The 26,507-nt window shown below is 69.8% G+C and carries 29 protein-coding genes, 1 tRNA gene and 1 riboswitch; of the genes, 7 read left to right on the forward strand and 23 right to left on the reverse strand.

From position 1 onward, the window contains the following. Nucleotides 1–6 precede the first annotated feature (6 nt). Nucleotides 7–750 (reverse strand): proteasome-type protease, encoded by a 744-nt coding sequence (locus AC3WOE_RS18140; RefSeq protein WP_492692391.1) that lies wholly within the window; start codon nt 748–750, stop codon nt 7–9. Further along, the gene (locus tag AC3WOE_RS18145; protein WP_492692392.1) at nt 747–1,772 is read right to left on the reverse strand and encodes an NAD(P)H-binding protein; all 1,026 of its coding nucleotides are present in this window, start codon (nt 1,770–1,772) and stop codon (nt 747–749) included. The genes AC3WOE_RS18140 and AC3WOE_RS18145 overlap by 4 nt, the downstream gene beginning before the upstream one ends. A gap of 92 nt (nt 1,773–1,864) precedes the next feature. On the opposite strand from AC3WOE_RS18145, the gene AC3WOE_RS18150 reads away from it, so the two are divergent. Beyond that, a complete protein-coding gene (locus AC3WOE_RS18150; protein ID WP_492692393.1) occupies nt 1,865–2,758 on the forward strand; it encodes a LysR family transcriptional regulator in 894 nt (297 codons plus the stop codon). Here the strand turns inward: AC3WOE_RS18150 and AC3WOE_RS18155 are convergent. The 5 genes from AC3WOE_RS18155 to AC3WOE_RS18175 form a co-directional block, all read right to left on the reverse strand. Beyond that, the gene (locus tag AC3WOE_RS18155) at nt 2,736–2,936 is read right to left on the reverse strand and encodes a DUF4142 domain-containing protein (RefSeq protein ID WP_492692521.1); all 201 of its coding nucleotides are present in this window, start codon (nt 2,934–2,936) and stop codon (nt 2,736–2,738) included. The two genes, AC3WOE_RS18150 and AC3WOE_RS18155, sit on opposite strands and share 23 nt — an antisense overlap. Beyond that, on the reverse strand, nt 2,899–6,030 hold the full coding sequence (locus AC3WOE_RS18160; protein WP_492692395.1) for an efflux RND transporter permease subunit: 3,132 nt from the start codon (nt 6,028–6,030) through the stop codon (nt 2,899–2,901). Before AC3WOE_RS18160 ends, AC3WOE_RS18155 begins: the two co-directional genes overlap by 38 nt. Next, complete coding sequence (locus AC3WOE_RS18165) at nt 6,027–7,283, reverse strand: efflux RND transporter periplasmic adaptor subunit (protein WP_492692397.1); 1,257 nt, start codon at nt 7,281–7,283, stop codon at nt 6,027–6,029. Before AC3WOE_RS18165 ends, AC3WOE_RS18160 begins: the two co-directional genes overlap by 4 nt. Then, nucleotides 7,280–8,512: a TolC family protein gene (locus AC3WOE_RS18170; protein ID WP_492692399.1), complete on the reverse strand. Its 1,233-nt coding sequence runs from the start codon at nt 8,510–8,512 to the stop codon at nt 7,280–7,282. Before AC3WOE_RS18170 ends, AC3WOE_RS18165 begins: the two co-directional genes overlap by 4 nt. 77 nt (nt 8,513–8,589) lie before the next feature. Then, nucleotides 8,590–8,973 (reverse strand): hypothetical protein, encoded by a 384-nt coding sequence (locus AC3WOE_RS18175; protein ID WP_492692400.1) that lies wholly within the window; start codon nt 8,971–8,973, stop codon nt 8,590–8,592. Nucleotides 8,974–9,131: 158 nt separating this feature from the next. Between AC3WOE_RS18175 and AC3WOE_RS18180 the strand changes: the two genes are divergently transcribed. From AC3WOE_RS18180 to AC3WOE_RS18195, 4 genes are all read left to right on the forward strand, one after another. Continuing rightward, nucleotides 9,132–9,395, forward strand: coding sequence for a heavy-metal-associated domain-containing protein (locus tag AC3WOE_RS18180; protein ID WP_492692402.1), 264 nt, complete (start codon nt 9,132–9,134; stop codon nt 9,393–9,395). Between the two features lie 94 nt (nt 9,396–9,489). Beyond that, complete coding sequence (locus tag AC3WOE_RS18185) at nt 9,490–9,810, forward strand: hypothetical protein (protein WP_492692404.1); 321 nt, start codon at nt 9,490–9,492, stop codon at nt 9,808–9,810. Between the two features lie 9 nt (nt 9,811–9,819). Beyond that, nucleotides 9,820–10,059, forward strand: a complete 240-nt coding sequence (locus tag AC3WOE_RS18190; protein ID WP_492692405.1) for a DUF2933 domain-containing protein — start codon at nt 9,820–9,822, stop codon at nt 10,057–10,059. Nucleotides 10,060–10,099: 40 nt separating this feature from the next. Then, a complete protein-coding gene (locus AC3WOE_RS18195; RefSeq protein ID WP_492692406.1) occupies nt 10,100–12,397 on the forward strand; it encodes a copper-transporting P-type ATPase in 2,298 nt (765 codons plus the stop codon). A 60-nt stretch (nt 12,398–12,457) separates the two neighbouring features. Here the strand turns inward: AC3WOE_RS18195 and AC3WOE_RS18200 are convergent, their stop codons facing one another. Together AC3WOE_RS18200 and AC3WOE_RS18205 are read right to left on the reverse strand one after the other, a co-directional pair. Then, nucleotides 12,458–13,036 (reverse strand): TMEM165/GDT1 family protein, encoded by a 579-nt coding sequence (locus AC3WOE_RS18200; protein ID WP_492692408.1) that lies wholly within the window; start codon nt 13,034–13,036, stop codon nt 12,458–12,460. A gap of 2 nt (nt 13,037–13,038) precedes the next feature. Continuing rightward, nucleotides 13,039–13,214, reverse strand: a riboswitch (yybP-ykoY riboswitch). 157 nt (nt 13,215–13,371) lie between these two features. Next, nucleotides 13,372–13,447 (reverse strand) — tRNA-Arg (locus tag AC3WOE_RS18205). A gap of 142 nt (nt 13,448–13,589) precedes the next feature. Between AC3WOE_RS18205 and AC3WOE_RS18210 the strand changes: the two genes are divergently transcribed. Then, nucleotides 13,590–14,129 (forward strand): c-type cytochrome, encoded by a 540-nt coding sequence (locus AC3WOE_RS18210; RefSeq protein ID WP_492692409.1) that lies wholly within the window; start codon nt 13,590–13,592, stop codon nt 14,127–14,129. A 53-nt stretch (nt 14,130–14,182) separates the two neighbouring features. Here AC3WOE_RS18210 and AC3WOE_RS18215 read toward each other — a convergent pair whose 3' ends face one another. Genes AC3WOE_RS18215 through AC3WOE_RS18225 form a run of 3 tightly spaced genes read right to left on the reverse strand, consistent with a single transcriptional unit; the run spans nt 14,183 to nt 16,194 of the window. Continuing rightward, complete coding sequence (locus AC3WOE_RS18215; protein ID WP_492692410.1) at nt 14,183–14,698, reverse strand: DUF2946 family protein; 516 nt, start codon at nt 14,696–14,698, stop codon at nt 14,183–14,185. A gap of 4 nt (nt 14,699–14,702) precedes the next feature. After that, on the reverse strand, nt 14,703–15,737 hold the full coding sequence (locus AC3WOE_RS18220) for a YheT family hydrolase (protein ID WP_492692412.1): 1,035 nt from the start codon (nt 15,735–15,737) through the stop codon (nt 14,703–14,705). 13 nt (nt 15,738–15,750) lie between these two features. Continuing rightward, on the reverse strand, nt 15,751–16,194 hold the full coding sequence (locus AC3WOE_RS18225) for a YybH family protein (RefSeq protein WP_492692414.1): 444 nt from the start codon (nt 16,192–16,194) through the stop codon (nt 15,751–15,753). A 67-nt stretch (nt 16,195–16,261) separates the two neighbouring features. Between AC3WOE_RS18225 and AC3WOE_RS18230 the strand changes: the two genes are divergently transcribed. After that, a complete protein-coding gene (locus AC3WOE_RS18230) occupies nt 16,262–18,217 on the forward strand; it encodes a hypothetical protein (protein ID WP_492692415.1) in 1,956 nt (651 codons plus the stop codon). On the opposite strand, the gene AC3WOE_RS18235 is transcribed toward AC3WOE_RS18230, so the two are convergent. From AC3WOE_RS18235 to AC3WOE_RS18285, 11 genes are all read right to left on the reverse strand, one after another. Continuing rightward, nucleotides 18,214–18,432 (reverse strand): zinc-finger domain-containing protein, encoded by a 219-nt coding sequence (locus tag AC3WOE_RS18235; protein ID WP_492692417.1) that lies wholly within the window; start codon nt 18,430–18,432, stop codon nt 18,214–18,216. The two genes, AC3WOE_RS18230 and AC3WOE_RS18235, sit on opposite strands and share 4 nt — an antisense overlap. Nucleotides 18,433–18,610: 178 nt before the next feature. After that, complete coding sequence (locus AC3WOE_RS18240) at nt 18,611–19,543, reverse strand: branched-chain amino acid transaminase (protein ID WP_492692418.1); 933 nt, start codon at nt 19,541–19,543, stop codon at nt 18,611–18,613. 35 nt (nt 19,544–19,578) lie between these two features. Beyond that, nucleotides 19,579–19,956, reverse strand: a complete 378-nt coding sequence (locus tag AC3WOE_RS18245) for a hypothetical protein (RefSeq protein ID WP_492692419.1) — start codon at nt 19,954–19,956, stop codon at nt 19,579–19,581. 82 nt (nt 19,957–20,038) lie between these two features. Then, nucleotides 20,039–20,386: an antibiotic biosynthesis monooxygenase family protein gene (locus tag AC3WOE_RS18250; protein WP_492692421.1), complete on the reverse strand. Its 348-nt coding sequence runs from the start codon at nt 20,384–20,386 to the stop codon at nt 20,039–20,041. Between the two features lie 10 nt (nt 20,387–20,396). Then, a complete protein-coding gene (locus AC3WOE_RS18255) occupies nt 20,397–20,801 on the reverse strand; it encodes a VOC family protein (RefSeq protein ID WP_492692422.1) in 405 nt (134 codons plus the stop codon). A 7-nt stretch (nt 20,802–20,808) separates the two neighbouring features. Beyond that, nucleotides 20,809–21,240: a hypothetical protein gene (locus tag AC3WOE_RS18260; RefSeq protein WP_492692424.1), complete on the reverse strand. Its 432-nt coding sequence runs from the start codon at nt 21,238–21,240 to the stop codon at nt 20,809–20,811. Between the two features lie 28 nt (nt 21,241–21,268). Next, nucleotides 21,269–22,645: a sensor histidine kinase gene (locus tag AC3WOE_RS18265; protein ID WP_492692426.1), complete on the reverse strand. Its 1,377-nt coding sequence runs from the start codon at nt 22,643–22,645 to the stop codon at nt 21,269–21,271. Beyond that, nucleotides 22,642–23,298: a response regulator transcription factor gene (locus AC3WOE_RS18270; RefSeq protein WP_492692427.1), complete on the reverse strand. Its 657-nt coding sequence runs from the start codon at nt 23,296–23,298 to the stop codon at nt 22,642–22,644. Before AC3WOE_RS18270 ends, AC3WOE_RS18265 begins: the two co-directional genes overlap by 4 nt. After that, the gene (locus tag AC3WOE_RS18275) at nt 23,298–23,864 is read right to left on the reverse strand and encodes an outer membrane beta-barrel protein (protein WP_492692428.1); all 567 of its coding nucleotides are present in this window, start codon (nt 23,862–23,864) and stop codon (nt 23,298–23,300) included. The genes AC3WOE_RS18270 and AC3WOE_RS18275 overlap by 1 nt, the downstream gene beginning before the upstream one ends. 74 nt (nt 23,865–23,938) lie before the next feature. Continuing rightward, nucleotides 23,939–25,303: a DNA repair protein RadA gene (gene radA / locus AC3WOE_RS18280; RefSeq protein ID WP_492692429.1), complete on the reverse strand. Its 1,365-nt coding sequence runs from the start codon at nt 25,301–25,303 to the stop codon at nt 23,939–23,941. Then, the gene (locus AC3WOE_RS18285) at nt 25,303–26,478 is read right to left on the reverse strand and encodes an MFS transporter (protein ID WP_492692430.1); all 1,176 of its coding nucleotides are present in this window, start codon (nt 26,476–26,478) and stop codon (nt 25,303–25,305) included. The genes radA and AC3WOE_RS18285 overlap by 1 nt, the downstream gene beginning before the upstream one ends. Nucleotides 26,479–26,507 lie beyond the last annotated feature (29 nt).

Here is a 26,507-nt window from a genome sequence, read left to right on the forward strand (position 1 = left end):
CGGGTTTCAGGCGTCGACGTCGAACCAGGGCTCGTTGGGCAGGTCGTCGAAGACCTTGCGCAGGCCGGCGCTCCAGCCGGCGCGCAGCTTCTGGAAATAGGGGTCGTCGCGCTCGATGCGGTGCGGCGGCTTCATCGCCATCTCGAACTGGTTGGCGCGCAGCATCAGCATGTCGATGGGCAGGCCGACCGACAGATTGGACTGGATGGTCGAGTCGAAGCTGACCAGGGTGCACTTGGCGGCCTCGTCCAGCGGCGTGCTGTCGTAGCGGATGACGCGGTCGATGATGGGCTTGCCGTATTTGCTTTCGCCGATCTGGAAATAGGGCGTGTCCTCGGTGGCTTCGATGAAATTGCCCTGCGGGTAGACATGGAAGAGGCGCGGGCCCTCGCCCTTGATCTGGCCACCGATCAGCATGTTGGCGCCGAAGTCCACGCCGTTGTGCTGGTCGGCGCTGTCGCGGTTGATGATCTCCTTCAGCGTGCGGCCCAGCAGCGCGGCGGCGTCGTACAGCGTCGGCACGTTGAGCAGGTGCTCGCCGTCGCCGTGCAGGCGCTGGTTCAGGACGGAGATGACGGACTGGGTCGTCGCCAGGTTGCCCGCGGTCAGCACCACGATCTCGCGCTGGTGCGGGATCTGGAACTGGTACATCTTGCGGAAGCTGGCGATGTGGTCGACGCCGGCATTGGTGCGGGTGTCGGAGGCGAACAGCAGGCCCGCACGCAGGCGCATGGCGACGCAATAGGTCATGGTGAGGTCGTTCCGGCGAATGAGCTGGCGGTCATGTTACGGCTGGGCTGCCCGGGCAGGCAGCCCAGGCCGCGCAGCGCGGTCTCGACGGCCTCGTCGAGGGGCGTATGCGGCTCGCGGCTCAGCACCTGCAGCAGGCGGGTGTTGTCCATGCGCACCGGCTGCTGCCAGAGATAGCGCATCTCGCGCATCTCCCTGAAGGTGACGACGAAGGGCGCTGCCAGGTCCAGCAGCCACCAGGGCAGGCCGGTGATGCGCGGCTTGCGGCCATGGCGGGCGGCGACGCGCTGGATGGCCTCGGCCATGTCGCGGCCGCTGGCATCCCAGTGGCCGGCCATGTGGAAGCTGGCGAAGGCAGGCAGGCTGTCTCGCCGTGCCAGCAGTTCGACCATGGTGAGCGCCACGTCGGGCAGATAGGCCCATTGGTGGCCGACCCCGGGCGCCGCCGGGTTGCTGATGCTCGTGATCGCCTTGCCGGGCTTGATCAGGCCCTGGGAGAACCAGTTGTTGCCGGCCTGCGGGCCGAAGAAGTCGCCGGCCCGCACGATGAGGGCGCGCATCCCTCGCTCGCTGGCCGCACGCAGCCGCGCCTCCATCTCCACGCGGATGCCACCCTTGCGCGTGACGGGGCGCTGGGGCGAGTCTTCGCGCAGCAGCGGGAAGGCGTCCGGGCCGAAGTTGTAGACCGTGCCGGGCAGCACCAGCGTGGCCCGCTGGGCGGTGGCGGCGGCGATGCTGTTGTCCAGCATGGGCAGCACCAGGCGATCCCAGTCGCGGTAACCGGGCGGGTTGACGGCATGGATGATGACGCTGCAGCCCTTGGCCGCGCCGGCGACCTCCGAGCCGTTCAGCGCATCGCCGCGCAGCCAGTGGATGCCGTCGCGCATCTCGTGGGGCGATGCGAGGTCGCGCCGCAGGGCCTTCACCGTCCAGCCTGCGTCGCGCAATTGGCGCGCCACTTCGCCGCCGATGCCGCCGCTGGCGCCGAGGACCAGGACTGTCTTGCTGTCGTTGCCGTTCATGTCTGCGCTCCTGAAGTTGATGGAGGGCATTCTGGAAACGACGAGCCTCTTTGAGAATTGTTGAAGACGGGGGTGCGGCTATACATTTATGTATGACTTCAACCTTGCCCTGGGAACTGCTTCATACCCTGCTCGGCGTGCTGCGCGAGGGCTCGCTGTCAGGGGCCGCGCGGGTGCTGGGGCTGACGCAGCCGACAGTCGGCCGCCACATCGCGACGCTGGAAGCCGCGTTGGGGCAGGTGCTCTTCACCCGCTCGCCGACCGGCCTGCTGCCGACCGAAGCGGCGCTGGCCCTGCGGGGTCATGCCGAACAGATGGAGACCGCTGCCGCTGCCTTGCAGCGGGCCGCCTCGTCGCGCGGGGGCGCAGAAGCGGGCGGCACGGTGCGCGTGACGGCCAGCGAGGTCGTCGGCATCGAGGTGCTGACGCCCATCTTCGCGGCGCTGCGTGAGCGCCAACCCGGGCTGGTGCTGGAACTGGCGCTGAGCAACCGCGTGCAGGACCTGCTGCGTCGCGAGGCGGACATCGCCGTGCGCATGACGCCGCCCGAGCAGGGCCAGCTGATCGCGCGCCGTGTCGGCAGCATCGGCATCGGTCTGCATGCCCGGCCCGACTATCTCGATCGCCATGGGCGCCCGGCCTCGCTGGCCGACATGGCGGGCCACACGCTGATCGGCTTCGACACGGTGACGCCATTCATCCGTGCCGGGGCTGGACGGCTGGGCGGCATCAGCCGGCAGAGCTTCGCGCTGCGCAGCGATTCCGACCTGGCCCAGTTGGCGCTGATCCGCGCCGGCGCCGGCATCGGCGTCTGCCAGCTGCCGCTGGCGCGCCGCGAACCGTTGCTGGAGCGCGTGGTGCCCGACCAGTTCAACTGGCCGCTGGAGACCTGGGTGGCCATGCACGAGGACCTGCGCCAGAACACGGCCTGCCGGCTCGTCTTCGATGCGCTGGTCGACGGGCTCACGCAGTACATCGGCGCCTGAGGCCGGGCAGGGTCTTTTCGGCCCGGGCCTTCACCTCGGGATCCTTGGCTTCGCGGGACGCCGTCTCGAACCGCTTGATCCTGTCCTGGTGGGCCTTGACGCCGAAGTGCTTGGCATAGCGTTCGTCAGACTTGTCGTTGTCACCGGCGTTGACGATGGCGCCGCCGATGCATGAGATACCAGGCCGTCGGGATGACCAGCATGCTGAGCAATGGCGCCGTCACCATGCCGCCGACCATCGGCGCCGCGATGCGCGTCATGACCTCCGAGCCCGTGCCGTGGCCGAGCAGGATGGGCAGCAGGCCGGCCATCACGACGGCCACGGTCATCGCCTTCGGTCGCACGCGCATGACCGCGCCCTCGCGGATGGCCGCCAGCAGCGTCTCGTCATTGTCCGGCTCGCCACTGGCAAGGCGCTGCTTCCAGGCGTTCTGCAGGTAGACCAGCATCACCACGCCGAACTCGGCAGCGACGCCGGCCAGGGCGATGAAGCCGACGGCCGTGGCGACCGAGATGGCATGGCCGAGCGCCCACACGAACCAGAAGCCGCCCACCAGCGAGAAGGGTACCGCCGCCATGACCAGGGCGGCATCGCCCGCGGAACGGAACAGCAGGTAGAGCAGGACGAAGATGACGGCCAAGGTGATCGGGACCACCAGCTTCAGCCGCTCGGTGGCCCGCTCCAGGTATTCGAACTGCCCGGACCAGGACAGCGCATAGCCAGCCGGCATCGCCACCTGTCTGGCGACGACCGCCTGCATCTCGTGCACGACCGAGCGCAGGTCACGGCCACGCACGTCCACGTAGACCCAGCCCGAGAGGCGCGCGTTCTCGCTGCGCACCATGGGCGGCCCGTCCGCGATGGCGATGCGGGCCACGTCCTGCAGCAGCACGGTGGCCCCCTTCCCGGTCACGAAGGGCAGCTGGCGCAGGCGCTCCAGCGAGTCGCGCACCTCGCGAGGGTAGCGGACGTTCACCGGGAAGCGCTCGCGCCCCTGGATGACCTCGCCGACGTTGTCGCCGCCGATGGCAGTGGCGACGACCGCCTGGACGTCGGCCACCGACAGGCCGAAGCGGCCCGCCGCGCTGCGGTCCACGTCCACGTCGATGTAGCGCCCGCCCGTGAGGCGTTCGGCCAGCGCGGACGACACGCCCGGGACGCCTCGCACGGCGGCTTCGATCTGCGTCGTCAGCCGGTCGATGGTGGCCAGGTCGACACCGGCGACCTTGATGCCCACGGGGCTCTTGATGCCGGTGGCCAGCATGTCGATGCGGTTGCGGATCGGTGGCACCCACACGTTCGAGAGGCCAGGCACCTTGACGACACGGTCCAGCTCCTCGATGAGCTTCTCCGGCGTCATGCCGGGCCGCCACTGCTCGCGAGGCTTGAACTGGATGGTGGTCTCGGACATCTCGAGCGGTGCCGGGTCCGTGGCCGTGTCCGCCCGGCCGGCCTTGCCGAACACCCGCTCGACCTCGGGCAGCGTCTTGATGAGCCGGTCCGTCTGCTGCAGCAGTTCGGCCGCCTTGGACACGGGAATTCCGGGCAGCGCCGACGGCATGTACAGCAGGTCGCCTTCGTCCAGCGGCGGCATGAACTCGCCGCCGACGCGAGCCATCGGAATCGCCGTGATGGCCAGCACCAGTGCGGCGGCCATCAGGGTCAACTTGGGGAAGCGCAGCACGGTCTCCAGCGCCGGCCGGTAGACGGCGATGAGGAGGCGGTTGATGGGGTTGGCGGTCTCCCTGGGGATGCGCCCGCGGATCAGGTAGCCCATCAGCACGGGTACCAGCGTGACCGAGAGTCCGGCGGCCGCGGCCATGGCATAGGTCTTGGTGAAGGCCAGCGGCGCGAACAGGCGGCCCTCCTGGGCCTCCAGCGTGAAGACCGGCAGGAAGGACAGCGTGATGACCAGCAGCGAGAAGAACAGCGCCGGACCGACCTCGACAGCCGCACCCGCGATCAGCGCCCAGCGCTCGGCAGGCGCCGGCTGGCGCCCCTGCACCGCCTCGAAGTGCTCCAGGTGCTTGTGGGCGGCCTCGACCAGCACGACCGACGCATCGACCATCGCCCCGAGCGCGATGGCCACGCCGCCCAGCGACAGGATGTTGGCGCTGACGCCCTGCCAGTGCATCACGATGAAGGCCGCCAGCACGCCGATCGGCAGCGTCACCACGGCCACCAGGGCGGATCGCAGGTGGAACAGGAAGACCGCGCAGACCACCGCGACGACGATGAACTCTTCCACCAGCTTGATGCGCAGGTTGTCGATGGCGCGGTCGATGAGCCTGGAGCGGTCATAGGTCTCGACGACCTCGACACCGTTGGGAAGGCTGGGCCGCAGTGCTTCCAGCCTGGCCTTGACGGCCGCGATGGCGGTGCGGGCGTTCTTGCCGGAGCGCATGACGACCACACCACCCGTGACCTCGCCCTCGCCATCGAGCTCGGCGATGCCACGGCGCATCTCGGGGCCCATCTGTATCGTGGCCACGTCCCGCAGCATCACGGGCGTCGCGCCGCTCAAAGCCAGCGGGATGGCGCGGAAGTCGTCCAGCGTCTTCAGGAAGCCGCGCGAGCGCACCATGTATTCCGTCTCCGCCATCTCGACGACCGAGCCGCCGGACGACTGGTTGGCCTGCTGCAGCGCCTGGGTCACCTGGGCCAGCGTGATGCCCAGCGCGCGCATGCGGTCGGGGTCCAGCACGACCTGGTACTGGCGCACCATGCCGCCGATGCTGGCGACCTCGGCCACGTCCGGCACGGTCTTGAGTTCGAACTTGAGGAACCAGTCGTTCAGCGCGCGGAGCTGGCCGATGTCGGTGCTGCCGGTCCGGTCGACCAGGGCGTATTCGTAGACCCAGCCCACGCCCGTGGCGTCGGGCCCCAGCGCCGCCATGGCGCCCGCGGGCAGGCGGCCCTGCACCTGGTTCAGGGACTCGACCACCCGCGACCTGGCCCAGTACGGGTCGGTCTTGTCGTCGAACAGGATGTAGACGAAGGAGTCGCCGAAGAACGAGTAGCCGCGCACGGTCTTGGCGCCGGGCACGCTGAGCAGGGTCGTCGTGAGCGGGTAGGTGACCAGGTCCTCGACGACCTGCGGTGGCTTGCCCGGGTAGGTCGTCCGCACGATGACCTGCACGTCGCTGAGGTCGGGCAGCGCGTCGACTGGCGTGCGGGAGGCGGACCACAGCCCAGCGGCCACCAGGAACGCAGTGGCCATCAGCACCAGGAAGCGGTTGGTGATGGACCAGCGGATGAGGGCCGCGATCATTGGGCGCCTCCCATGGCCGCGGAGGCCGGCCGCGTCGCGGCCATGGCACTCAGTACCGACTTCAGCCGTGCCTCGGAGTCGATGAGGAACTGGCCGCTCACCACCACCTCCTCGCCCTCGGCCAGGCCTTGCACGACCTCGAGCTGGTCGCCCAGGTCCGTACCCAACGTCAGCTCACGCGGCTCGAACATGCCAGCGCCCTTGCGCACCAATGCCACGGCGCGCGTGCCCGTGCGGATGACGGCTTCTGCGGGCACGACCAGGCGGGCGCTCACCGCACCCGTGACCTGCAGGCGCAGCAGCATGCCGGGCATCAGCCGACCGCCGCGGTTGTCCACCTCGAAGCGGGCCTGCAAGGTGCGCGTGTTGGCGCTGACCTGGGGCAGGATTTCCTTCAACTCGCCCGCGAAGGTCTGCGAGGCATCGGCCTGCAGCGAGGCCTTGACCTTCTGGCCATGTGCCAGCCGAACGGCCTGGGCCTCGGGCACCTCCACGATGGCCCACACCTTCTCCAGCCCGGCGATGCGGAACAGCGTCATGCCGGGCGACACCTGCGCGCCGTCGCGGACGCCGAGTTCCGCGACGACGCCACTGACCGGCGCCGTCAGCGTGAAGCGTGCCTGGGCGGTCCCGCTCTCCTCGCTCTGGCGGATGAGGCCGTCGGGGATGCTCATGGCGCGCATGCGGTCACGCGCTGCGGCCACGATGTCGGCCGACACGCCCGCTCGCTTGAGCGCCAGCCACTCGTTCTGCGGGGCCAGCCATTCCGGCGCGAAGATGATGGCCAGGGCCTGGCCCTTGCGCACCTGTTCCATGGGCGCGCGCACGGCCAGGCGTTCGACGTAGCCGGCCACGCGGGACTGCACCGCCGCGCCAAGCCGCTCGTCGAACTGCACCGCACCGACGGCATCGAAGGAGGTGCTCGCGTCCGCGCGCTTGACCGTTGCGGTGCGGATGCCCAGGTTCTGCTGCACGGCGGGGCTGATCTTGACGCCGCCGTCGACGGCCTCGTCGGCATAGACCGGCACGAGTTGCATGTCCATGAAGGGCGACTTGCCGGGCTTGTCGAATCGCGGCCCGGGCGTCATGGGGTCGTGCCAGTAGAGCGGCCGGCGCTCGCTGGCAGAGGCGGCGGCAGCCGACGCCGCAGCGCCGACTTCGCCAGGGCCGGCTGAGCGGCCCAGCCAGAAGCCGCCAGCCGCGAGCAGGAGGCCGGCGGCAGCCAGCGAAGCGATGAGTGCGGTGCGGTTCATTGGGCGCCTCCCTGGGCGAGCGGCCTGAAGCTCAGTTGGGCCTGGGCCCGGGCCAGGTCCCGCTGGAGCGCGAGCAGCTTGCGTTGGGCCTCCACCTCGGCATGGCGCGCCTCGAACAGCGCCGGCAGCGGCAATTGGTTGGAGCGGTAGGCCGCCAGTGCCGCCGCCGTGCGCTGCCGGGCGGGCTCCATGACGGAGGTGGCGTAGCGGTCGATGCGTTGCTGAAGCCGCGTGGCGTCGCTGCTGAGGGCCTGGTACTCGCCACTGGCGGCACGGCTCGCCTCAGCGAGTTCGGCTTCCGCCTTGTCCACGAGCGCCAGCTTGGCCGCGGTCTCGCGGTCCTGACGTTGCCCCGGCGCAATCTGCAGCGGGATGCTGACGCCCACGGAGACCAGGTCCGAGTAGCCGGTGCGCTGGCCGTAGGCCACCTCCCAGGTCCAGTTCGGCGTGCGCTCCTTCGCCGCGACGGCGGCGTTCAGACGCGCGGCCTCGACCTCTCGCTGCAGCGCCAGGATCGCCGGGTTCTTCGCCAGGTAGTCCTGCTCCACGGGCACGCGGAAGACCGGTGGCGTGGTCAGGCCGTCGGGCAGGAAGCCCACCCAGCGCCTCACGCCGGCCAGCGCCGTCGACTGCTGCTGGCGGACCTCGTCGCTGTCGTCCTCGGCGACGCCGCTTGCGGCGCTGAGCTGCAGGACTTCGGCGCTGCTGCCGGTCGCGGCAGCCAGGCGCGCCTTGGCAGCGGCCACTTCCTCCTTCAGATGGTGTTCGGTCCGGGTGGTGATCTGCAGCGCTTCGGCGGCATACCAGGCATCCACATAGGCCAGCGCCACCTGCAGCCGGGCCTCCGACTCCGCGGCGCCGGCCTGGATGGCGTCACGTTCGGCCATCGCCCGGGCAGCGCGCTCGCGGGCGGCGCGCTTGTCGGCCGAGAGCCACTCCTGGCTGACGCCGATGCGCTTCATCGTCATCGACTCGCGGGTCGTGCTGAAGCGGTCGGCGCCGGTCACCGGCAGGTTGTCGATGCCGGCCCGCAGCATCGGGTCGGGAAGCTGGCCGGCGGCCCGAGCGGACTCGTTGGCACTGGCGGCGGCGGCGCGGCCCGCGCGGGCGGCTTCGGATCGTTGAGCGGCCAGGCTCAGCGCCTGGTCGAAGGACAGGGCCTGTGCCGCGACCACCAGCGGCAGGAGGGCGGCAGCCAGTGTGGCCGCACGCGGGAACATCGTGGACATGGGAACTCCGAGGACGAGCGGGAACGCTGCTGGCGAGCGGGCAGGCCGCACCAGCGCCGGTCAGTCGACGGCAGGGGTCAGACGCGGAGCCTGAGCGTGGAAAGGAACAGCGGTTCCGGAGGCGGAAAGACCTCGGGTGATGCGGCAGGCAACGAGGCCTGGACGGCCTTGGCGTCCAGCACCAGAGGCAGCTCCAGCACCTGGATGACCGCAGGGAGAGATGCCGCCGGCAGCTTGGCCGCCTCGAAGGTCTTGCCCGGGTCAGCCGCATGCTGGTGGCACAGCGCCGGCTGCTGCGGGTCCATGCCCTCGCAGGGCACGCCAGCTTCCATCATGGCCGCCATCGCGGCCGGGTCCGCCTGTTGCGGGCAGACGTAGCTCGCCAATGCCAGCTGCGAGAACAGCAGCGAGAGCACCACGAAGAACGCGGTGGTCAGGCGAGGGATGCGACGGCGCAGCATGGGCGGGTCGAGTGTATCGGTGGCGCTGGCGGGATCGAGCTCGTCCGACGGCGGACTTGCCGGAGCTTGACTTGCATCAAGCGGCCTCGAAGAGGGCTTGACCTTCCCACGGGGGGAAGGTCCACAGTCGTTCGGCACGATTGCAAAAGGAGCACACGATGCAAGTCTTCCGAGTCGACGACATGAGCTGCGGCCACTGCGCCGGCAGCATCACGAAGGCAGTCCGCGCGGTTGACGCCGAAGCCCGCGTGGACGTGGATCTGGCGCAGCGGCTGGTCCGCATAGAACCGGCCCGCGCCGGCGCCGCCGAGCTGGCCGAAGCCATCACCGAGGCCGGCTACACCCCGGTGCCGGTGGCAGTCCCCGCGGCTTCACGGCAGCTGGCCGAGCAGCGGCCGGCCTGCTGCGGGTGCTGCGGCTGATGGCCCGCCGTGCCGTGGCGTCTCAGTTGATTCGCATCAAGCCTGGTCCGGCCCGCCGGTGCAACGCTCTAGCCAACCCCCACAGGAGGTCTGCATGCGCACTGTTTTCACCCTGATGACCGTCGCCGCTCTGGCGGCTTGCGCTTCCTTGGCCGTGGCCCAGTCGGACAAGGATCACGCGGCCCATCACCCCGACGGCGCCTCCGCGCCTCTCCCTGCGGCAAAGAAATCCGACGCACCAACCCCGCCGCCTGCGTCTGCGGCATCCGGCCCGAAGGCAATGGGCATGGGTGGCGCAGGCATGAAGGCGATGCACGACGACATGCACAAGCCGGGCGGCATGCATGAACAGAAGCACGGCAAGGACGGCGGGATGATGGGTGCCATGGCTGCCGCATCCGCGGCCAGCAAGTAAGGGCAGACCATGGACGAGCACATCACCCCGCCCTCGCGTTGGCGCTCTCCGCTGGGCATCTTCATGCTCACCGCCGGTGGCGTCGGCGTGTATTACCTCCTGACCGAACACCTGGCCCATGTGAGCCAGGCACTACCCTATCTCTTCCTGCTGGCCTGCCCTCTCATGCATCTGTTCCACGGCCATGGGCACGGTCACGAGCGCCCGAAAGGCGGCGCCCGGCCGGAGGATGGACCGGGGCGCGGGTGAGATGACACCACCTTCACACCTCCCGTCGGACGGTTCGCCCATGGCCGTTGACCGCCCCCATGGCGCTGCCGGACAGGGCCCCGAGGCCGGCGACCCTGTGATGCCCGACGGCACGGTGATGAAGGGCGAGCCCTGCGGTCACGCCGCGCATGCGCACCACGGCCACGGCCATCAGGCGCAGGCGTCTGCCGCGGCCACGCCTGCTCCGAAGGGCGGCCCGGGCCAGCTCGAATACACCTGCCCGATGCACCCCCAGGTGCGGCAGATGGGCCCGGGCCACTGCCCCATCTGCGGCATGGCGCTGGAGCCCGTGGTCGCGTCGGTCGAACAGGGCGAAAGCCCCGAGCTGAGGGACATGAGGCGGCGCTTCTGGATCGGGGCGGCGCTGGCGGCGCCGGTGTTCGCCCTCGAGATGGGGGGTCACCTGTTCAACATCCACCACATCGTCGCGCAGCACACCTCGAACTGGATCCAGCTGCTGCTGGGCACGCCGGTCGTGCTGTGGGCCGGCTGGCCGTTCTTCACGCGCGCCGTTGCGTCGGTGAAGAACCGCAGCCTGAACATGTTCTCGTTGATTGCGCTCGGCACCGGAGCCGCGTGGCTCTACAGCATCGTGGCGACGTTGATGCCGGCGTTGTTCCCGCAGAGCCTTCGCGGTCAAGATGGTGCTGTCGCGGTGTACTTCGAGGCGGCCGCGGTCATCACGGTGCTGGTGCTGCTGGGTCAGGTGCTGGAGCTGCGGGCACGCGAGAAGACCTCCGGCGCCATCAAGGCCTTGCTTGGCCTGGCACCCAAGACGGCCGTGAAGGTCAAGGCCGATGGCGCCGACGAGACCGTGCAGGTGGACGCCATCCAGGTCGGCGACCTGCTGCGCGTGCGGCCCGGCGAGAAGGTGCCCGTCGATGGCGAACTCACCGAAGGCAAGGGCAATGTCGACGAGGCCATGGTGACGGGCGAGCCCATGCCCGTTGCAAAGGCTGTCGGTTCCAAGGTCACCGCGGGCACGCTGAATCAGACCGGTGGCTTCGTCATGCGGGCCGAGAAGGTGGGCGCGGACACCCTGCTCTCGCAGATCGTTCACATGGTGGCGGCGGCCCAGCGCAGCCGCGCGCCGATCCAGCGCATGGCCGACCAGGTCGCTGGCTGGTTCGTGCCGACGGTCATCCTCGTGGCGGCGCTGACCTTCGTCGCCTGGCTCGCCTGGGGGCCCGCGCCGGCCTTCAGCTACGCGCTCGTCGCCGCGGTGTCCGTCCTCATCATCGCCTGCCCCTGTGCCCTGGGCCTGGCAACGCCGATGTCCATCATGGTGGGCGTCGGCAAGGGCGCCCAGCATGGCGTGCTCATCCGCGATGCCGAAGCCCTGGAAAAGATGGAGAAGGTCGACACGCTGGTGGTCGACAAGACCGGCACCCTGACCCAAGGGCGCCCGAAGGTGGTCCACATCGAGGCGATGGGAGGCTTCTCGGCGGAGGACGTCCTGCAGAAGCTTGCCAGCCTCGAGAGGGCCAGCGAGCACCCCCTGGCCATGGCCATCGTCATGGATGCCCAGGAGCGCAAGCTGGCCCTGTCCCAGGTCGCCGACTTCGATTCCCCCGTCGGCAAGGGGGTGGTCGGGACCGTCGATGGACTGGTCGTCGCGTCGGGCAGCGCCAAGTTCCTGGCCGAGCAGGGCATCGCCACCGGCAGCCTTGCAGCCCTTGCCGAGCAGCAGCGCGAGAAGGCTGCCACGGTCATCTTCGTCGCCATCGGCGGTGCGCTGGCCGGGTTCGTGGCCATCGCCGACCCCATCAAGCCGACGACCCGGCAGGCTCTGCAGGCCCTGCAGGCGGCTGGCGTGCGCGTCGTGATGTTGACCGGCGACGGCAAGACCACGGCCGAAGCGGTAGGACGTGAGCTGGGCATCGACGAGGTCGTGGCGGAGGTCTTCCCCGAGGACAAGGCTGCCGTCGTGAAGCGCCTGCAGTCCGAAGGGGGCGTCGTGGCCATGGCCGGCGACGGCGTCAACGACGCGCCGGCCCTGGCGCAGGCCACGGTCGGCATCGCGATGGGAACTGGCACGGATGTGGCCATGGAGAGTGCGGGCATCACGCTGCTCAAGGGCGACCTGATGGGGATCGTGCGGGCTCGAACCTTGTCGCGCGCAACGATGCGCAACATCCGCCAGAACCTTTTCCTCAGCTTCGCCTACAACGTCGCCGGGGTGCCGCTCGCGGCGGGCCTGCTGTACCCGTTCTCCGGCGTGCTGCTGTCACCCGTGGTGGCCGCTGCGGCGATGGCGCTGTCGTCGGTCAGCGTCATCGGCAACGCGCTGCGCTTGCGCACCGTCAAGGTGGAGTGACGCGGCGCTGGGGCGCCGTCGTCTCGCGATGGCGATATGGGCTCTCGGCTTGGACCTGGGTCAGATGCCGAAGCCGGCGCCGGCGCCCAGCAGCGTCGCCACACCCAGCACGGCGAAGATCGCGGCAGCGATGGCGTGAACCAGCCGCATCGGAATCTTGTTGGCCAGCTTGTCACCGACGAACACCGCAGGCACATCCGCCAAGAGCATTCCCAGCGTGGTCCCGATGACGACCCACAATGGATTGGCGTAGTGGGCAGCCATGGCTACCGTGGCGATCTGCGTCTTGTCCCCCATCTCGGCGAGGAAGAAGGTCAGCAGCGTCGCGCCGAAGACGCCGAAGCGCTTCGCGACCTGAGTTTCCTCCTCCTCGATCTTGTCGGGAATCAGCGTCCAAATGGCCATGCCGATGAACGATGCGCCCAGCACCCAGCGAAGTACGCCGGGGCTCACGGCGGACGTGATCCAGGCACCCAAGGCGCCAGCGAGGCCGTGGTTGACGATGGTCGCGCACAGGATGCCGGCAATGATCGGCCAGGGTTTCTTGAACCGTGCTGCGAGGATGAAGGCGAGGAGTTGCGTCTTGTCGCCGATCTCGGCGAGGGCGACAACGCCCGTTGAGACGAAGAGAGCTTCCATGAAATATTCCCTGGCCGGTTCAAAGACGAATGACCACGTCGCGTCCCCGGCCACAGCGGAGGCGACATGGTCAAAGGTCTTGCCAAGCCAAGAAACCGCTTACGCCATGGCCTGCGGGCCAAGTGTGTTGACGTAAGCCTCTTCGGGCGAAGAGCGGCTACTCCCCAGTGACGACGGCAAGTTTAACCGACCACCCCTGATTTGCTGCCGAAGCGGCCAATCCGCAGAGCAAGCTTGCCAGGGGCTATCTGAAGGTTCTTGCGCGCGAGGTTCGCGTCGGGCCAACCGGGGGGCTGGTCGGCAGCACCGCCGACATGACAGCGGCGGGATCCAATTGGCGCGCCCGGTTGGGATCGAACCAACAACCCCTGCCTTCGGAGGGCAGTACTCTATCCATTGAGCTACGGGCGCGAAGCCATGGATTCTAGCAGCGGGGTATCTGCTGCCCCGGGAGGGGTGGAGAGGCTGCCTATAATTCGGAGGTTTTTCGTGTCGCGCGCCGAGCCGGCATGAACAAGAAGAGCAGACCGACAAGGATCGACAAGAGGAATCCATGAGCGCCAGCCACGATCACGACCACGACGAAGCCCACACCGGCCCGATCAAGACCCCCAAGCAGCTCGCCTGGGCCGTGCTGTTCGCCTTCGTGGTGCCCATCGTGGTCATCATCATGCTGGCCAACTACGTCAGCACCGCGACCAAGCCGGCCGCCGGTACGGGCGCCCTCGAGAACCAGGCCGTCGCCGCGCGCATCGCGCCGGTCGGCCATGTGGAGGTCAAGGACGCCAACGACGCCGCCACGATGAAGACCGGCGAACAGGTCTTCCAGGCCCAGTGCTCGGCCTGCCACGCCACTGGCGCCGCCGGCGCTCCCAAGTTCGGCGATGCCGCCGCCTGGGGCCCGCGCATCAAGAGCGGTTTCGACGCGCTGGTGCACTCGGCGCTGAAGGGCAAGGGCAATATGGGCCCGCAGGGTGGCGGCGATTTCAGCGATTTCGAAATCTCGCGCGCCGTGGTCTACATGGCCAACAACGGCGGCGCCAAGTTCGACGAGCCCAAGATGGCCGCTGCGGCCGCGTCGGCCGCGCAGTAAGCGTTACGCCGACGAATCCAGGGGCTGCTTAGGCAGCCCTTGCCGTTTCTGCCTCAGGAGTGAGGCTGGCGCACGAAGCCGAAGCGCTGCGGCAGCTCTTCGGCGCGCAATGCCTCGGGCATCCAGAGCCCGGCCTCGACCGCATCGGCCGCCAGGCTCATGTCGGCCGTGTGCACCAGGCCCATGCCGAGGTCGGTGAGCAGGTAGAGCCGCCCATCCTCGTCCAGCCAGCTTGATTGCACGACCGCTTCGGCGCCCGTATGGCCCAGCACGCGACCGTCGGGTTGCAGGCGCCAGATCCAGGGCGTCGACTCCAACTCCACATAGACGCGCTGCGGCCCGTTCTGGAAGAACCAGCAGCCAGCCTCGTCGGCCGCGTAGTTGCGCTCGATGAAGGCGCGCAGCTTGTCGTGGGTGATGCGGCTGCCCTTGACTTGGGGGAAGGGCCCGGCGTGCTGGATGCGCTCGTCGCGCATATACCAGTCGCCGCGTGCGTCCAGGGCCAGCCAGCCGTAGCAGTGCGGGACGTTGGGCCACTTCTTGAGTGCGGCGCGGACGATGTCATCCATGGCGTCACAAGCCGGCCGCCGGGCCGCTCCCTAGGCCGGCTTGGCCCCCGCGGGGGGCGGCCGTGTACCCACGGCCGGGGGCGCCATATAACCAGTCGCAGACCTGCTCCGGCATGGTCAGCAGATGGCCCGGCAGGCGACCGGCCGGGAAGCCGACATGGCCGCCATGGCCGGGCTGCCAGAGCGTCACGTGCGGGCCGACCTCGGCGGCATGGGGCAGGCTGTCCCCGGGCACGAAGGGGTCGTTGCGCGCGTTCAGCACCAGGGCCGGGATGCGGATGCGATGCAGATGCGGCTTGGCCGCCGCGCGGGTCCAGTAATCCTCGGTGTTCCTGAAGCCGTGCAGCGGCGCGGTGAAGAGGTTGTCGAATTCGTAGATGGTCGACGCGCGCTTGAGCCGCTCGCCGTCGAACAGGCCCGGGTGCTGCTGCAGCTTGCGCAGGGCCTTGGGAATCATGGTGCGCAGGAAGCGGCGCGCGTAGACCTGCCTGTTGAAGCCGCGGTCGATGGCGGCGCCGGCGGCGGCGAGGTCGATGGGCGAGCAGATGGAGCAGACGGCATGGGCGACCTGGGCAGCCTGCGTGCCCGCCTCCTCGGCCCAGCGCATCAGCGCATTGCCGCCGAGCGACACGCCGGCGACGAGCAGCTTGCTGCCATGGCGTTCGCGCAGTCGCTGCAGGATCCAGCCCACCTCCTCGTAGTCGCCCGAGTGGTAGGCGCGCGGGCCGCGGTTCAGCTCGCCGGAGCAGCCGCGGAAGTGAGGCAGGGCCATCTGCCAGCCACGCGCTCGCGCCACGCTGGCGAAGGCGACGCTGGAATGGCTGGTGCGGTCGCCCTCCAGGCCGTGGAACAAGACGAACAAAGGCGCATCGGCCGGCGCATCGGCCAGGAAGTCGACGTCGATGAAGTCGCCGTCAGGCGTTTCCCAGCGCTCACGCGTCCAGGCGGGCAGGGGGCCGTCGTGCTGGCGGCTGAAAAGGGCCGGCCAGATGGTCTGGGCATGGCCGCCGGGCAGCCAGCGGGGGGCGCGGTACTGCATGACGCCTTGGGTCCTAATGAAGCGTGCCAGCGTCGGCGACGAGCTCCTGGACGTCGCCGGCGCTGCCGGGGCTGGCGTGGTGCAGCACCAGGCGCCAGCCGAGGGCCGTCTTCAGATAGACATTGGTCGCGATGACCCAGGATTGCTGGGCCTCGCCGTGCAGCTGCACGCGCTCCAGCACATGGTGGATGGCGCAGTCGCCGCTGTGCAGGCGGCGCACGCGCTCCGGGTGGACGCCGACGGCGCCGCGCTGGAAGACGGCTTCGAAGGCGGCGCGGATGGCCGGCAGGCCGACGATGCGCGGGCCGCCCGGGTGGACACAGGCGACTTCCTCGTCATCGGCCCACAGGGCCATCAGGTGGTCGAGGTCGGCATGCTGCAGGGCCTCGTAGAACTGGGCCTCGGTGTCGTCGGGCGAGGCCAGCAGTGCGGCGGTCTGGGCGGTGGAGCGGGGCATGGCGCGATTGTAGGAAGTCGGCCGACCGCTACATTGCGTCCGTCATCACGCTGCTCACCCCCCACCGATGTCCCTGCTGAAAAACGCTGCGCCCCTGTTGCTTTGCCTGTTGATGACGGCCTGCGGCGGGGGCGGCGGCGGCGCCACGCCGGCGCCCGGCCCCGTCACCGTGCCGCCCCTGGGCACGCAATGCCTGAGTGGCTCGGTCGCCCGCCTGGCCCTGCCGACGGCCGCCGCCGCGGGGCGCAACCAGGAGCTGGCCGTGCTCGCCTGCCCGGGGTCGCGGCTGGACACGCTGCAATGGCGCCAGACCGACGGCAGCACCCTGGCCCTGAGCTCGGCGCGTTCGCAGTCGCTCAGCGTCGCGCCGGCCGCGGCGGGCCGCTATGCCTTCAGCGTGGACTTCACCGACGCCAAGGGCGCGAGCTACAGCGGCCAGGCCGAGATCAATGCCAGCGCCCCGGAGGCGTCCACCCTGCTGATCCGCGGCGAGCCCTCGGTCTGGGCCGGCGGCCAGACCTCGCTGCGCGCCTGGGTCGATGGCCTGGCCGCGGCCGACTATCCGCTGGCCCATGTGCACTGGAGCCGCGTCGACGGCCCCGAGGTCAACCTCGGCGACAGCAACCAATGGCGCGTCATCTTCACGGCGCCCACGGTGACCGAGGACAGTCTGCTGCGCCTGCGTGCCGAGGTCACGCTGGCCGACGGCCGCAGCCTGAGCCAGGACTTCAGCCTGCTGGTCCAAGCCTCGCCCACGGCGGCGGCTTCGCCGCTGTTCGGCAGCGGCAACCTGTCTTCGCGCGTCTATCCCTATCTGGCCGGCGGCGCGCGTGCGGCGGACCTGCGCGACTGCATCTACACGCCGGCCCTCAGCAACAACAATCTGTGCACCCTCGGCCGCCTGCCCATCCTGGGCACCGAAACGCGCGGCGAGCTGCCCACCGTGGAGCAGGTGATGGCCCGGGTGCTGGTGTCCAACGACTGGATGGGCCAGCGCTTCGAGGCCTTTTTGCGCGAGCAGGACGTCAATGGCGACTTCCGCCGCTTGCTCAATGCCACCACGGCCATCGTCATCGGCGGCCGGGTGAGGCCGGCCTTCTACTGGAGCGCCACCGGCGCCATCTATCTGGACGCCGATTACCTCTGGCAGACGGCCGCCGAGCGCGATACGGTCAGCGAGGCGCCGGACCCGCGCAGCGACTACGGCAACGACCTGGCCTACACCATGCTGTGGCGCTATGTGCAGGGCAACAAGTCGGCCGGCGGGCGGCCTGGCGTGCTGGAGCGCGCCTCACGCGACAGCGCCGCCCTGATCCCCAACCTGGGCCGGCTGCTGTATCACGAGCTGACCCATGCCAACGACTTCCTGCCGCCGCGCGTCCATCTGCTGCTGAACTCCAGCCTGCGCGTCTACGAGGCCGTGCCGACCAACACGGCGTCCGAGCAGTTGCGCGCGCAGCTGCCCTTCTATTCGCAGGAGATGGTCGACCTGGGCCGGGTGCAGTTCTTCGGCACGGCGTCGACGGCGGTGCAGCGCGCATACCAGCCGGCCGACATCGTGCGCTTCTTCAGCAGCGACCGCGTCACCGACGACTACAGCTATTCCTGGCCGACCGGCCAGAGCGTGCCGCGCGAGGACACGGCCATGCTGGCCGAGGAGGCGCTGATGCAGCTGCGCCATGGCGTGCTGCGCGACGTCGCCGTGACGCCGCAGTTCCTGACGGGTTCGAGTGCCGACCAGACCGTCAGCTGGGGCCAGCGCGGCCGCATCGGCGATGCGGCCATCAAGCCGCGCGCGGCCCTGGTGCTGGCCCAGACCATGCCGTGGCTGCCGGCCGGCTTCACCAACGGCCTGGCCGCGCCCATCCAGATGCGCGCCGGCCTGACCTGGGGTCAGAACCTCGACCAGGGCGCGCTGGCGAGTGGGGTGGTGAAGCCGCTGTCGGCGGCTGAAAGGGCGCTGGAGGCCGATCTGGACAGCCAGCGCCGCGGCAGCCGCAAGGCCGCCGCTCTGGCGCGTTAGTGCCCGCCGGACAGGACTTCGCCGGCCTTCAGCTTGTAGGCCGTGCCGCAATACGGGCACTGGCCCTGGCCGCCGTGGGTCAGGTCGATGAAGACCTTGGGATGGTTGCTCCACAGCGCCATCTTGGGGTTGGGGCAGAAGACGGTGCCGTTGTCGTTGCAGTCCTTGGCCGTGACTTCGACGGTGGCGGCGGGCGTTTGGGTGGTGGTGCTCATGGTGTTCTCATCAGTTGTCGTTCCGCTGCGCGCGAAATTTGCGGGCCGAGCGCCGGGCCGCTCCCTAGCCGGCCCGCGCTGGCGATGTGCTTGCCGGTCGATCCGGCAAGCATCGCCGTCCCCCCGGGGGACCGACCAGACGCGCCCGCGTTCAGCGTGGCGAGGCTGGGCGAGGGGCTCAAACTGAAGTCAGCCACTCGGCGTACTTGGGGTTGCGGCCGTTGACGATGTCAAAGAAGGCCGACTGGATCTTCTCGGTGATGGGGCCGCGCGAGCCCGAGCCGATCTCGACACGGTCCAGTTCGCGGATGGGCGTCACTTCGGCGGCCGTGCCGGTGAAGAAGGCCTCGTCGCAGATGTAGACCTCGTCGCGGGTGATGCGCTTCTCCACGAGCTTCAGGCCCAGGTCCTGGCAGATCGAGAAGATGGTGTTGCGGGTGATGCCGTTCAGCGCGCCGGCCGACAGGTCGGGCGTGTAGACGACACCGCCCTTGATGACGAAGAGGTTCTCGCCCGCGCCTTCCGACACGAAGCCCGAGGCGTCCAGCAGCAGGGCCTCGTCATACCCCTCGTCGGTCGCTTCCATGTTGGCCAGGATGGAGTTGGTGTAGTTGGACACCGTCTTGGCCTGGGTCATCGTGATGTTGACGTGGTGGCGGGTGTAGGAGCTGGTCTTGACGCGGATGCCGCGCTTCATGCCGTCCTCGCCCAGGTAGGCGCCCCAGCTCCAGGCGGCCACCATCAGGTGCACCTGGTTGCCCTTGGGGCTGACGCCCAGCTTCTCGGAGCCGATCCAGATCAGCGGGCGCAGATAGGCGCTCTTCAGGCCGTTGGCCTTGACCACTTCGCGCTGGGCCTGGTTGACCTGCTCCTGCGAGAAGGGGATCTTCATGCGCAGGATCTTGGCGCTGTTGAAGAGGCGCTGGGTGTGCTCCTGCAGGCGGAAGATGGCCGTGCCGTTGACCGTGTCGTAGGCGCGCACGCCTTCGAAGGCGCCGCAGCCGTAGTGCAGGGTGTGGGTCAGCACGTGGATCTTGGCGTCGCGCCAGTCGACGAGCTCGCCGTCCATCCAGATCTTGCCGTCGCGGTCATGCAGGGGGGCGGGAACCATCGGGTACTCCAGGGGCTGGGTGAAAAACGGCGATTTTACGAAGAGCCGTCCGCCCGGATCAGCCGCCATTCAAGGAGCTTGCCTTTCGCGAGCTTGACTTCGACGGCGTCGCCCCCGGCGTCGCGCCAGACAAAGGTCTCGGGCGCCTGCTTCACACCCAGGCTGCCGGCCAGCGTGATCAGGTCCACCAGCTTCATGCCGGCGTGCAGCTTGGCTGCCAGCATGACGGCGTTCGCCACCGAGCCCAGCGGCGCGGCGCCGGCCGTCTTCATGACCCGCATCAGCCGGGAGATCTGCAGCAGCAGCCAGAAGACGATGCCGGTCGTCGCGAAGATGACGCCCTGCCAGCCCAGCAGCACGCCGCCAAGGACGAGGCCGGCCAGCGCCAGGCCGACACCGATCCACGGCGTCATGTCGACCCCTCGCCCGACGAGTACGTCGGGCGGTCCCCCGAGGGAACGGCCGCTAGCTCGGGGCGGCCCAGCGCGTCGCGGCTCATGCCTGCGGATCCTGGCTGCCGTCCTCACGCGCCCAGGCATAGGCCCGTTCGACCTTGGCCACGCGCAGGGTGTAGTGCGCATACCAGTCGCTGCGGCCGGTGTCGCGCGCGATCTTGTGTTCGGCGTTACGGCGCCAGGCGGCGATGTCCTCGGGGCTGCGCCAGTAGGACACCGTGATGCCCAGGCCATCCTCGCCGCGGGCGCTTTCCACGCCGAGATAACCCGGCTGCTCGGAGGCCAGGGCCACCATGCGGTCGGCCATGTCGCCGTAGCCGCCGTCCACGGGCGTGCGCTGGCTGGTGAAGATGACGGCGTAGTAGGGGGGCTGGGGCAGTGCGCTCATGGCGCACATCCTAGAGCCGTGTGATCTCGACGCTGTCCGCCGAGCGCTGGGTCGGCCCGTGATAGACCGCCTCGATGTTGTTGCCGTCCGGGTCCAGCACGAAGGCCGCGTAGTAGCCGGGGTGGTAGTGGCGCGGCCCCGGGGTGCCATGGTCGCGGCCGCCGGCGGCCAGGGTCATGGCGTGAAAGCGCCTCACCTCGTCCTCGCTGCGGGCCTGGAAGGCCAGGTGCAGATGCGAGACCCGGCCCTGGGCCTCATCGACATAGAACTCGTCGGCGTAGAAGCAGCCAGGCGCCTCGCCGAAGGCCTCGAGCCGGCCGATGGCCTCAAGCGCCGCGCGATAGAAGCGCCGGCTGGCCGCCAAGTCGCTCACGCGCAGATGCACGTGGTCGAGCAGGCGACCGGTGTGGTCCATGGCGGCCCTACTTGCTGGTCTTCAAGAGCACGCAGCGCACCCACTGGCCGGATTCGAGGGCGTCCTTGTGGCCGTTCAGGAACTGCTCGGCCGTCGAGTTGCGCGCCGTGAAGGACATGCCGTGCAGGATGCCCATGCGGGGCACGGGGCGCGACCATTTGCGCTCGACGACGCCGTTGAACCAGGACACCTGCTCGTCGTCGTCATCCACGTCGGAGCGGCCCAGCAGCAGCACGACCTCGTATTTGTCATCGGTCAGCGGTTCGGTGGCGCTGGTCATCACCTGCAGGCCGCCGTCGCTCATGTTCAACACCAGGCCGGCCGGCCCGCGGCTGAACTGCACCGGCTTGAAGACCCAACCGGGCAGGGAGTCGGCGTCGTGCTGGGCGGCGAGAAAGTCGGTGCGAACGTGCTGCCTGAGGTTGGCGGGATCGGACATGGGGCTCCTCCTGTGCGTAGCCCCAATCCTAAGCAGACTTTGGAAGGCACAGAACAAAGGCAATCCCGCGCCCCCCCAAGCCGTCTTCGACACGCAGCCGCCCGCCGAGCCGCAGCGCAGCCTGGCGCACGATGGCCAGGCCCAGGCCGCTGCCGCTGACGGCCTGGCCCGGTGCGCGCCAGAAACGGTCGAAGGCGCGCTCGCGCCATTCGGGCGGCAGGCCGGGGCCGTCGTCGGCGACCTGCAGCTCCAGGCCGTCGGCGCCCTGTCGCAGCGCCACTTCGATGCGCCCGCCGGCCGGCACATAGCGCAGCGCGTTGTCCAGCAGGTTGTGCAGCACCGACTGCCAGGCCGGCAGCGCCAGCGTGGTGTGCAGGGCCTCGGGGGCGTCCAGCGACAGTTCCAGCCCGCGGGCCACGGCCGTTTCGCCGGCCGCGGCCAGGGCCTGTTCCAGCAGCGGCACCAGGTCGACGGCCTGGGCCTGCACCGGGCCGCCGCTGGCATCGTCCAGCACGGCCAGGTCGAGCAGCTGCTGGCTGAGGTGGGAGGCGCGCTGCAGCATCTGCACCATGGCCGCCTCGGCGCGCTGGCGGGCCTCAGGCGCTTCGGCGCGGGCCAGCACATGGGCCTGGGTGGTCACCGCGGCCAGCGGCGTGCGCAGCTCGTGGGCGGCCTCCTGCACAAAGCGCCGCTCGCGTTCGACGCGCCGGCGCAACTGAGCCAGCAGGCGCTCGAAGGCCTCGGCCAGCGGGCGCAGTTCGCGGTGGGGCGGCTGTACGCCCAGCGGCGCCAGGTCTTGCGGTTCGCGCGCGGCCAGCGCCCGGGTGAGGCGGCGCAGCGGGGCCAGGCCGGTCCACAGCGCGATGCCCAGCGGCAGCAGCACCAGGGGCAGGGCCAGCAACAGCTTGTCGAGGATGTCGTCCGCCAGCCGCCACAGCAGCGGCGCCAGCGGCTCGGCAGGTTCGGCGATGACCAGGGTCCAGGGGCCGGCGGGTTGGGTGACGACCCAATGCGTCACGCCACCCACCGGCTGCTGCGTGACCGGCGCGGGGCCGGCGGCGAAGGCCTCGACGCGCTCGGGCGGGTAGGCGGCGCGCACGGCGCCCGAGGCATCGCGCAGCTGATGGAGGACGGGGCCGGGCGGCTGGCCGGTGCGGGCCCGCCAGCGCTCGTTGATGCGCGCCAGCGAGGTCATCAACCGCCCGGCTTCGGCGGCGTCGGTCAGCGGGGCCAGTTCGGGTGCCCACAGCTCGGCGCGGTTGTGGATGGCCAGGTCCTGCACATAGGACTGGCGGGTCTCGAGGTAGTCGTGCAGCAGCAGCACCAGCAGCACCAGCAGGAAGGCGATGCCCAGCGCGGCGGCGCTGCGGCGCATCAGGCTGGGTTCACGCAGCCAGGCGATCATGCAACGAGGGCGTAGCCCACGCCACGCGTCGTGCGGATGCGCTCGGGGCCGAGCTTCTTGCGCAGGTTGAACACATGCATCTCGATGGCCGCCGCGTTCAGCGGCTCGCCCAGGGGTTCGAGTTTTTGCGCGATCTGGCTTTTGGGCACGACCTTGCCGGCGGCGCGCGCCAGCTCCAGCAGCAGCTGGAATTCGCGCCTGGACAGCTCCAGCGCCTCGCCCGCCAGCTCGGCCGTGCGGGCGCCGGGGTGGATGCGCAGCTCGCCCAGGGTCCAGACCTCGCTGGCCTGGGCAGCGCAGCGGCGCAGCACGGCGCGCAGCCTCGACACCAGCTCCTCGGTGGCGAAGGGCTTGACGAGGTAGTCGTCAGCGCCGGCGTCCAGGCCGGCCAGCCGGTCCTGCAGCGCGCCCTGGGCCGTGATGACGAGGATGGGCATGCCGGCCCCCTGGCGGCGCCAGCGCGCCAGCAGCTCGAAGCCGCTGCCGTCGGGCAAGCCCAGGTCCAGCAGCACCGCGTCGGCCTGCAGCTGATCGAGACGCGTCGGCGCATCCGCCGCGCGCCGCCACCACTCGACGCTGAAGCCATGCAGCTGCAGCGCCGCGAGCAGGGCGCGGCCGAGGTCCAGGTCGTCTTCGATCAGCAGCAGATGCATCAGAAGGAATAGCGCAAGGTGGTGGAGATGCCGTTGAGGACCGAGCCGCCTTTCTCGCGGCTCATGCCCAGATGCTCCCAGGCCAGGCCGAGGTGCCAGCCGGGCGCGAGTGTCGTCTCCAGGCCGATGCCGCCGTAGAGGGCGGTTGTCGAGCCGCTGGTGGCGCGGGACGCGGCCTCGCCGGTGCCGGTGAAGTTGCTCTGGTTGCGCGCCAGGCCCAGGCGGCCGACCAGGGCGAAGCGCTCGTTCAGCGCCAGCGTGGCGCGGCCGGCCAGCAGCCAGGAGTGGCCGTGGCTGGTCAGCCGGCCATCCTGTGTGCCGAGCCGGTAGCTGTAGCCCGGCGAGCCATGATTGACATAGCCGGCCTCGACGGCCCAGCGGTCGCCCAGTTCATAGCCCAGGCGCAGCGCGCCGGACAGCGAATGACCCTTGGCCGAGTCGCCGGTGCTGCCGGGAATCGTCATGTCGTAGCGGCGCGCGAGGCTGCCGCCTTCGACGTAGAGGCCCTCGGCCCGGGCGGCGGTGGCGGAGATCAAGAGCAGGCAGGCGAGAGGAAGGAAGCGCATGAATACCCCGGTTGCGGTCGAAGTGATGACCGGGTCATTCTTGGAAGGCGAAGCTTTGGCTTCCCCAAATTTCCTCAGTTCAGGCCGCGCAGGACTTCGATGGCCTGCTCGACACGCTCGACGGCATGGATGGTCAGCCCCTCGATGGCCTTCTTGGGGGCGTTGGCCTTCGGGACCACGGCGACGCTGAAGCCCAGTTTGGCGGCTTCCTTCAGCCGCTCCTGGCCACGCGGTGCCGGGCGCACCTCGCCGGCCAGGCCGATCTCGCCGAAGGCGATGAAGCCCTTGGGCAGGGCGCGGCCGCGCAAGGAACTCTGGATGGCCAGCAGCACGGCCAGGTCGGCGGCCGGTTCGCTGATGCGCACGCCGCCCACCGCGTTGACGAAGACGTCCTGGTCGCCCGTGGCCACGCCGGCGTGCCGGTGCAGCACGGCCAGCAGCATGGCCAGGCGGTCGCGGTCCAGGCCGACCGACAGCCGCCGCGGGCTGACGCCACCACTGTCCACCAGGGCCTGCAGCTCGACGAGCAGGGGCCGCGTGCCTTCCAGCGTGACCAGCACGCAGCTGCCCGGCACCGGTTCGGCGTGGGTGGACAGAAAGATGGCGCTGGGGTTGGCCACGCCCTTCAGCCCCTTCTCCGTCATGGCGAACACGCCGATCTCGTTGACGGCGCCGAAGCGGTTCTTGATGGCGCGCACCAGACGGAAGCTGCTGTGGGTGTCACCCTCGAAATACAGCACCGTGTCGACGATGTGTTCCAGCACGCGCGGGCCGGCCAGGGCGCCTTCCTTGGTCACATGGCCCACCAGCACGATGGCGCAGCCGCGCGCCTTGGCCGTGCGCGTCAGCTGGGCCGCGCATTCGCGCACCTGGGCGACCGAGCCGGGCGCCGACGACAGCTGCTCCGAATACAGGGTCTGGATGGAGTCGATGACGCAGAAGTCGGGTTCCTCGGCCTCGATGGTGGCGAGGATCTTCTCCAGGCCGATCTCGGCCAGCACGCGCACCTTGTCGCCGGCCAGGCCCAGGCGCCGCGAACGCATGGCGACCTGGGCGCCGCTCTCCTCGCCCGTCACGTACAGGACCTTGACCGTTTGCGACAGCGACTCGACAGCCTGCAGCAGCAGCGTCGACTTGCCGATGCCGGGGTCGCCGCCGATCAGCACGACGCCACCGGCGACGATGCCGCCGCCCAGCACCCGGTCCAGTTCTTCCTGGCCGGTGGGCGTGCGCTCGAAGTCGCTGGCCTCGATCTCGGACAGGGTCGCCACCGGCTGGCTCCTGGTCAGGGACTGGTAGCGGTTCTTGCCACCGCCCGCCGGCTCGGCGGCCGTCTCCGTCAGCGTGTTCCAGGCATTGCAGTGCGGGCATTTGCCCAGCCATCGCGGGCTGGTGCCGCCGCACTCGGTACAGGTGTAGATGCTTTTGCTCGTGGCCATCAACGCATTGTCACGGCCGGGCGCACCCAGGCTGTCAGCAGCAGGGCCGCCGCCAGCGCGCAGCCCGCCGAGAAGCCGAAGGCCAGCGTCGCCGAGCTGCTCTCCCACAGCCAGCCGAACAGCAGCGACGCCGGCAGCAGCATGGCGCCCATGGTCAGGTTGAGCCAGCCGAAGCCCGTGCCGCGTTGTTCGGGCGGCGTGATGTCGGCGAGCAAGGCGCGCTCCACGCCTTCGGTGGCGGCCATGAAGATGCCGTAGAGACCGAACAGCAGATACAGGCGCCAACCTGGCTCGGCCCAGACCGCCATGCCGATATAAAAGGCCGCATAGGCGACGTAGCCGGCCACCAGGAGGCGCACGCGGCCGACGCGGTCCGACAGGCCGCCCAGCGGCACGGCGAACAGCGCCGCCACGCCCGACACCGCCGCCCACAGCAGCGGCACCTGGGCCGCTGCCACGCCCAGTTCCTTGGCGCGCAGCAGCAGGAACATATTGCTGGAATTGCCCAGCGTGAACAGCGCCACGACGACGAGGTAGCGGCGCAGCGGCTGGGGCAGGCCGGCCAGGGTCCAGCTGAAGCGTGGCGGCGTGGCGGCGGTTGGCGGTGCTTCCTGCACAGCCAGGGTCAGCGCCATGCACAGCGCGCCCGGGATGAGGGCCCACAGGAAGACCTTGCCGAGCGGCACGCCGGCGCTCAGCAGGCCCCAGGCCAGCAGCGGGCCGATGACGGCGCCGGCGTTGTCCATGGCGCGATGCAGGCCGAAGGCCAGGCCGCGCTGGCCGGCGCCGATGTTGGCGGCCAGCAGCGCGTCGCGCGGTGCGGCGCGCACGGCCTTGGCGATGCGGTCAGCCAGGCGCAGGGCCAACAGCGAGGGCCAGCCGGTCACGAAGGCGATCAGCGGCCTTGCCAGGCCGGCGAGGCCATAACCGGCCACGACCCAGGGCTTGCTGCGCCCGCTGCCGTCCACCATGACGCCGGCCCAGAGCTTGAGCAGGCTGGCCAGGGCCTCGGCGATGCCTTCGATGAGGCCGAGCACCCGGGGGCCGGCCATCAGCACGCTGCTCAGATAGAGCGGCACCAGGGGGTAGACCAGCTCGCTGGCGCTGTCGTTGACGAGGCTGATCAGGCCCAGCAGCCAGACGCTTCGGGGCAATGAGAAAAGGGCCTTCAGCATCGGGGCAATGTAGCTGCGTGGGACACTGA

This window comes from Roseateles sp. FW305-36 (assembly GCF_058787015.1).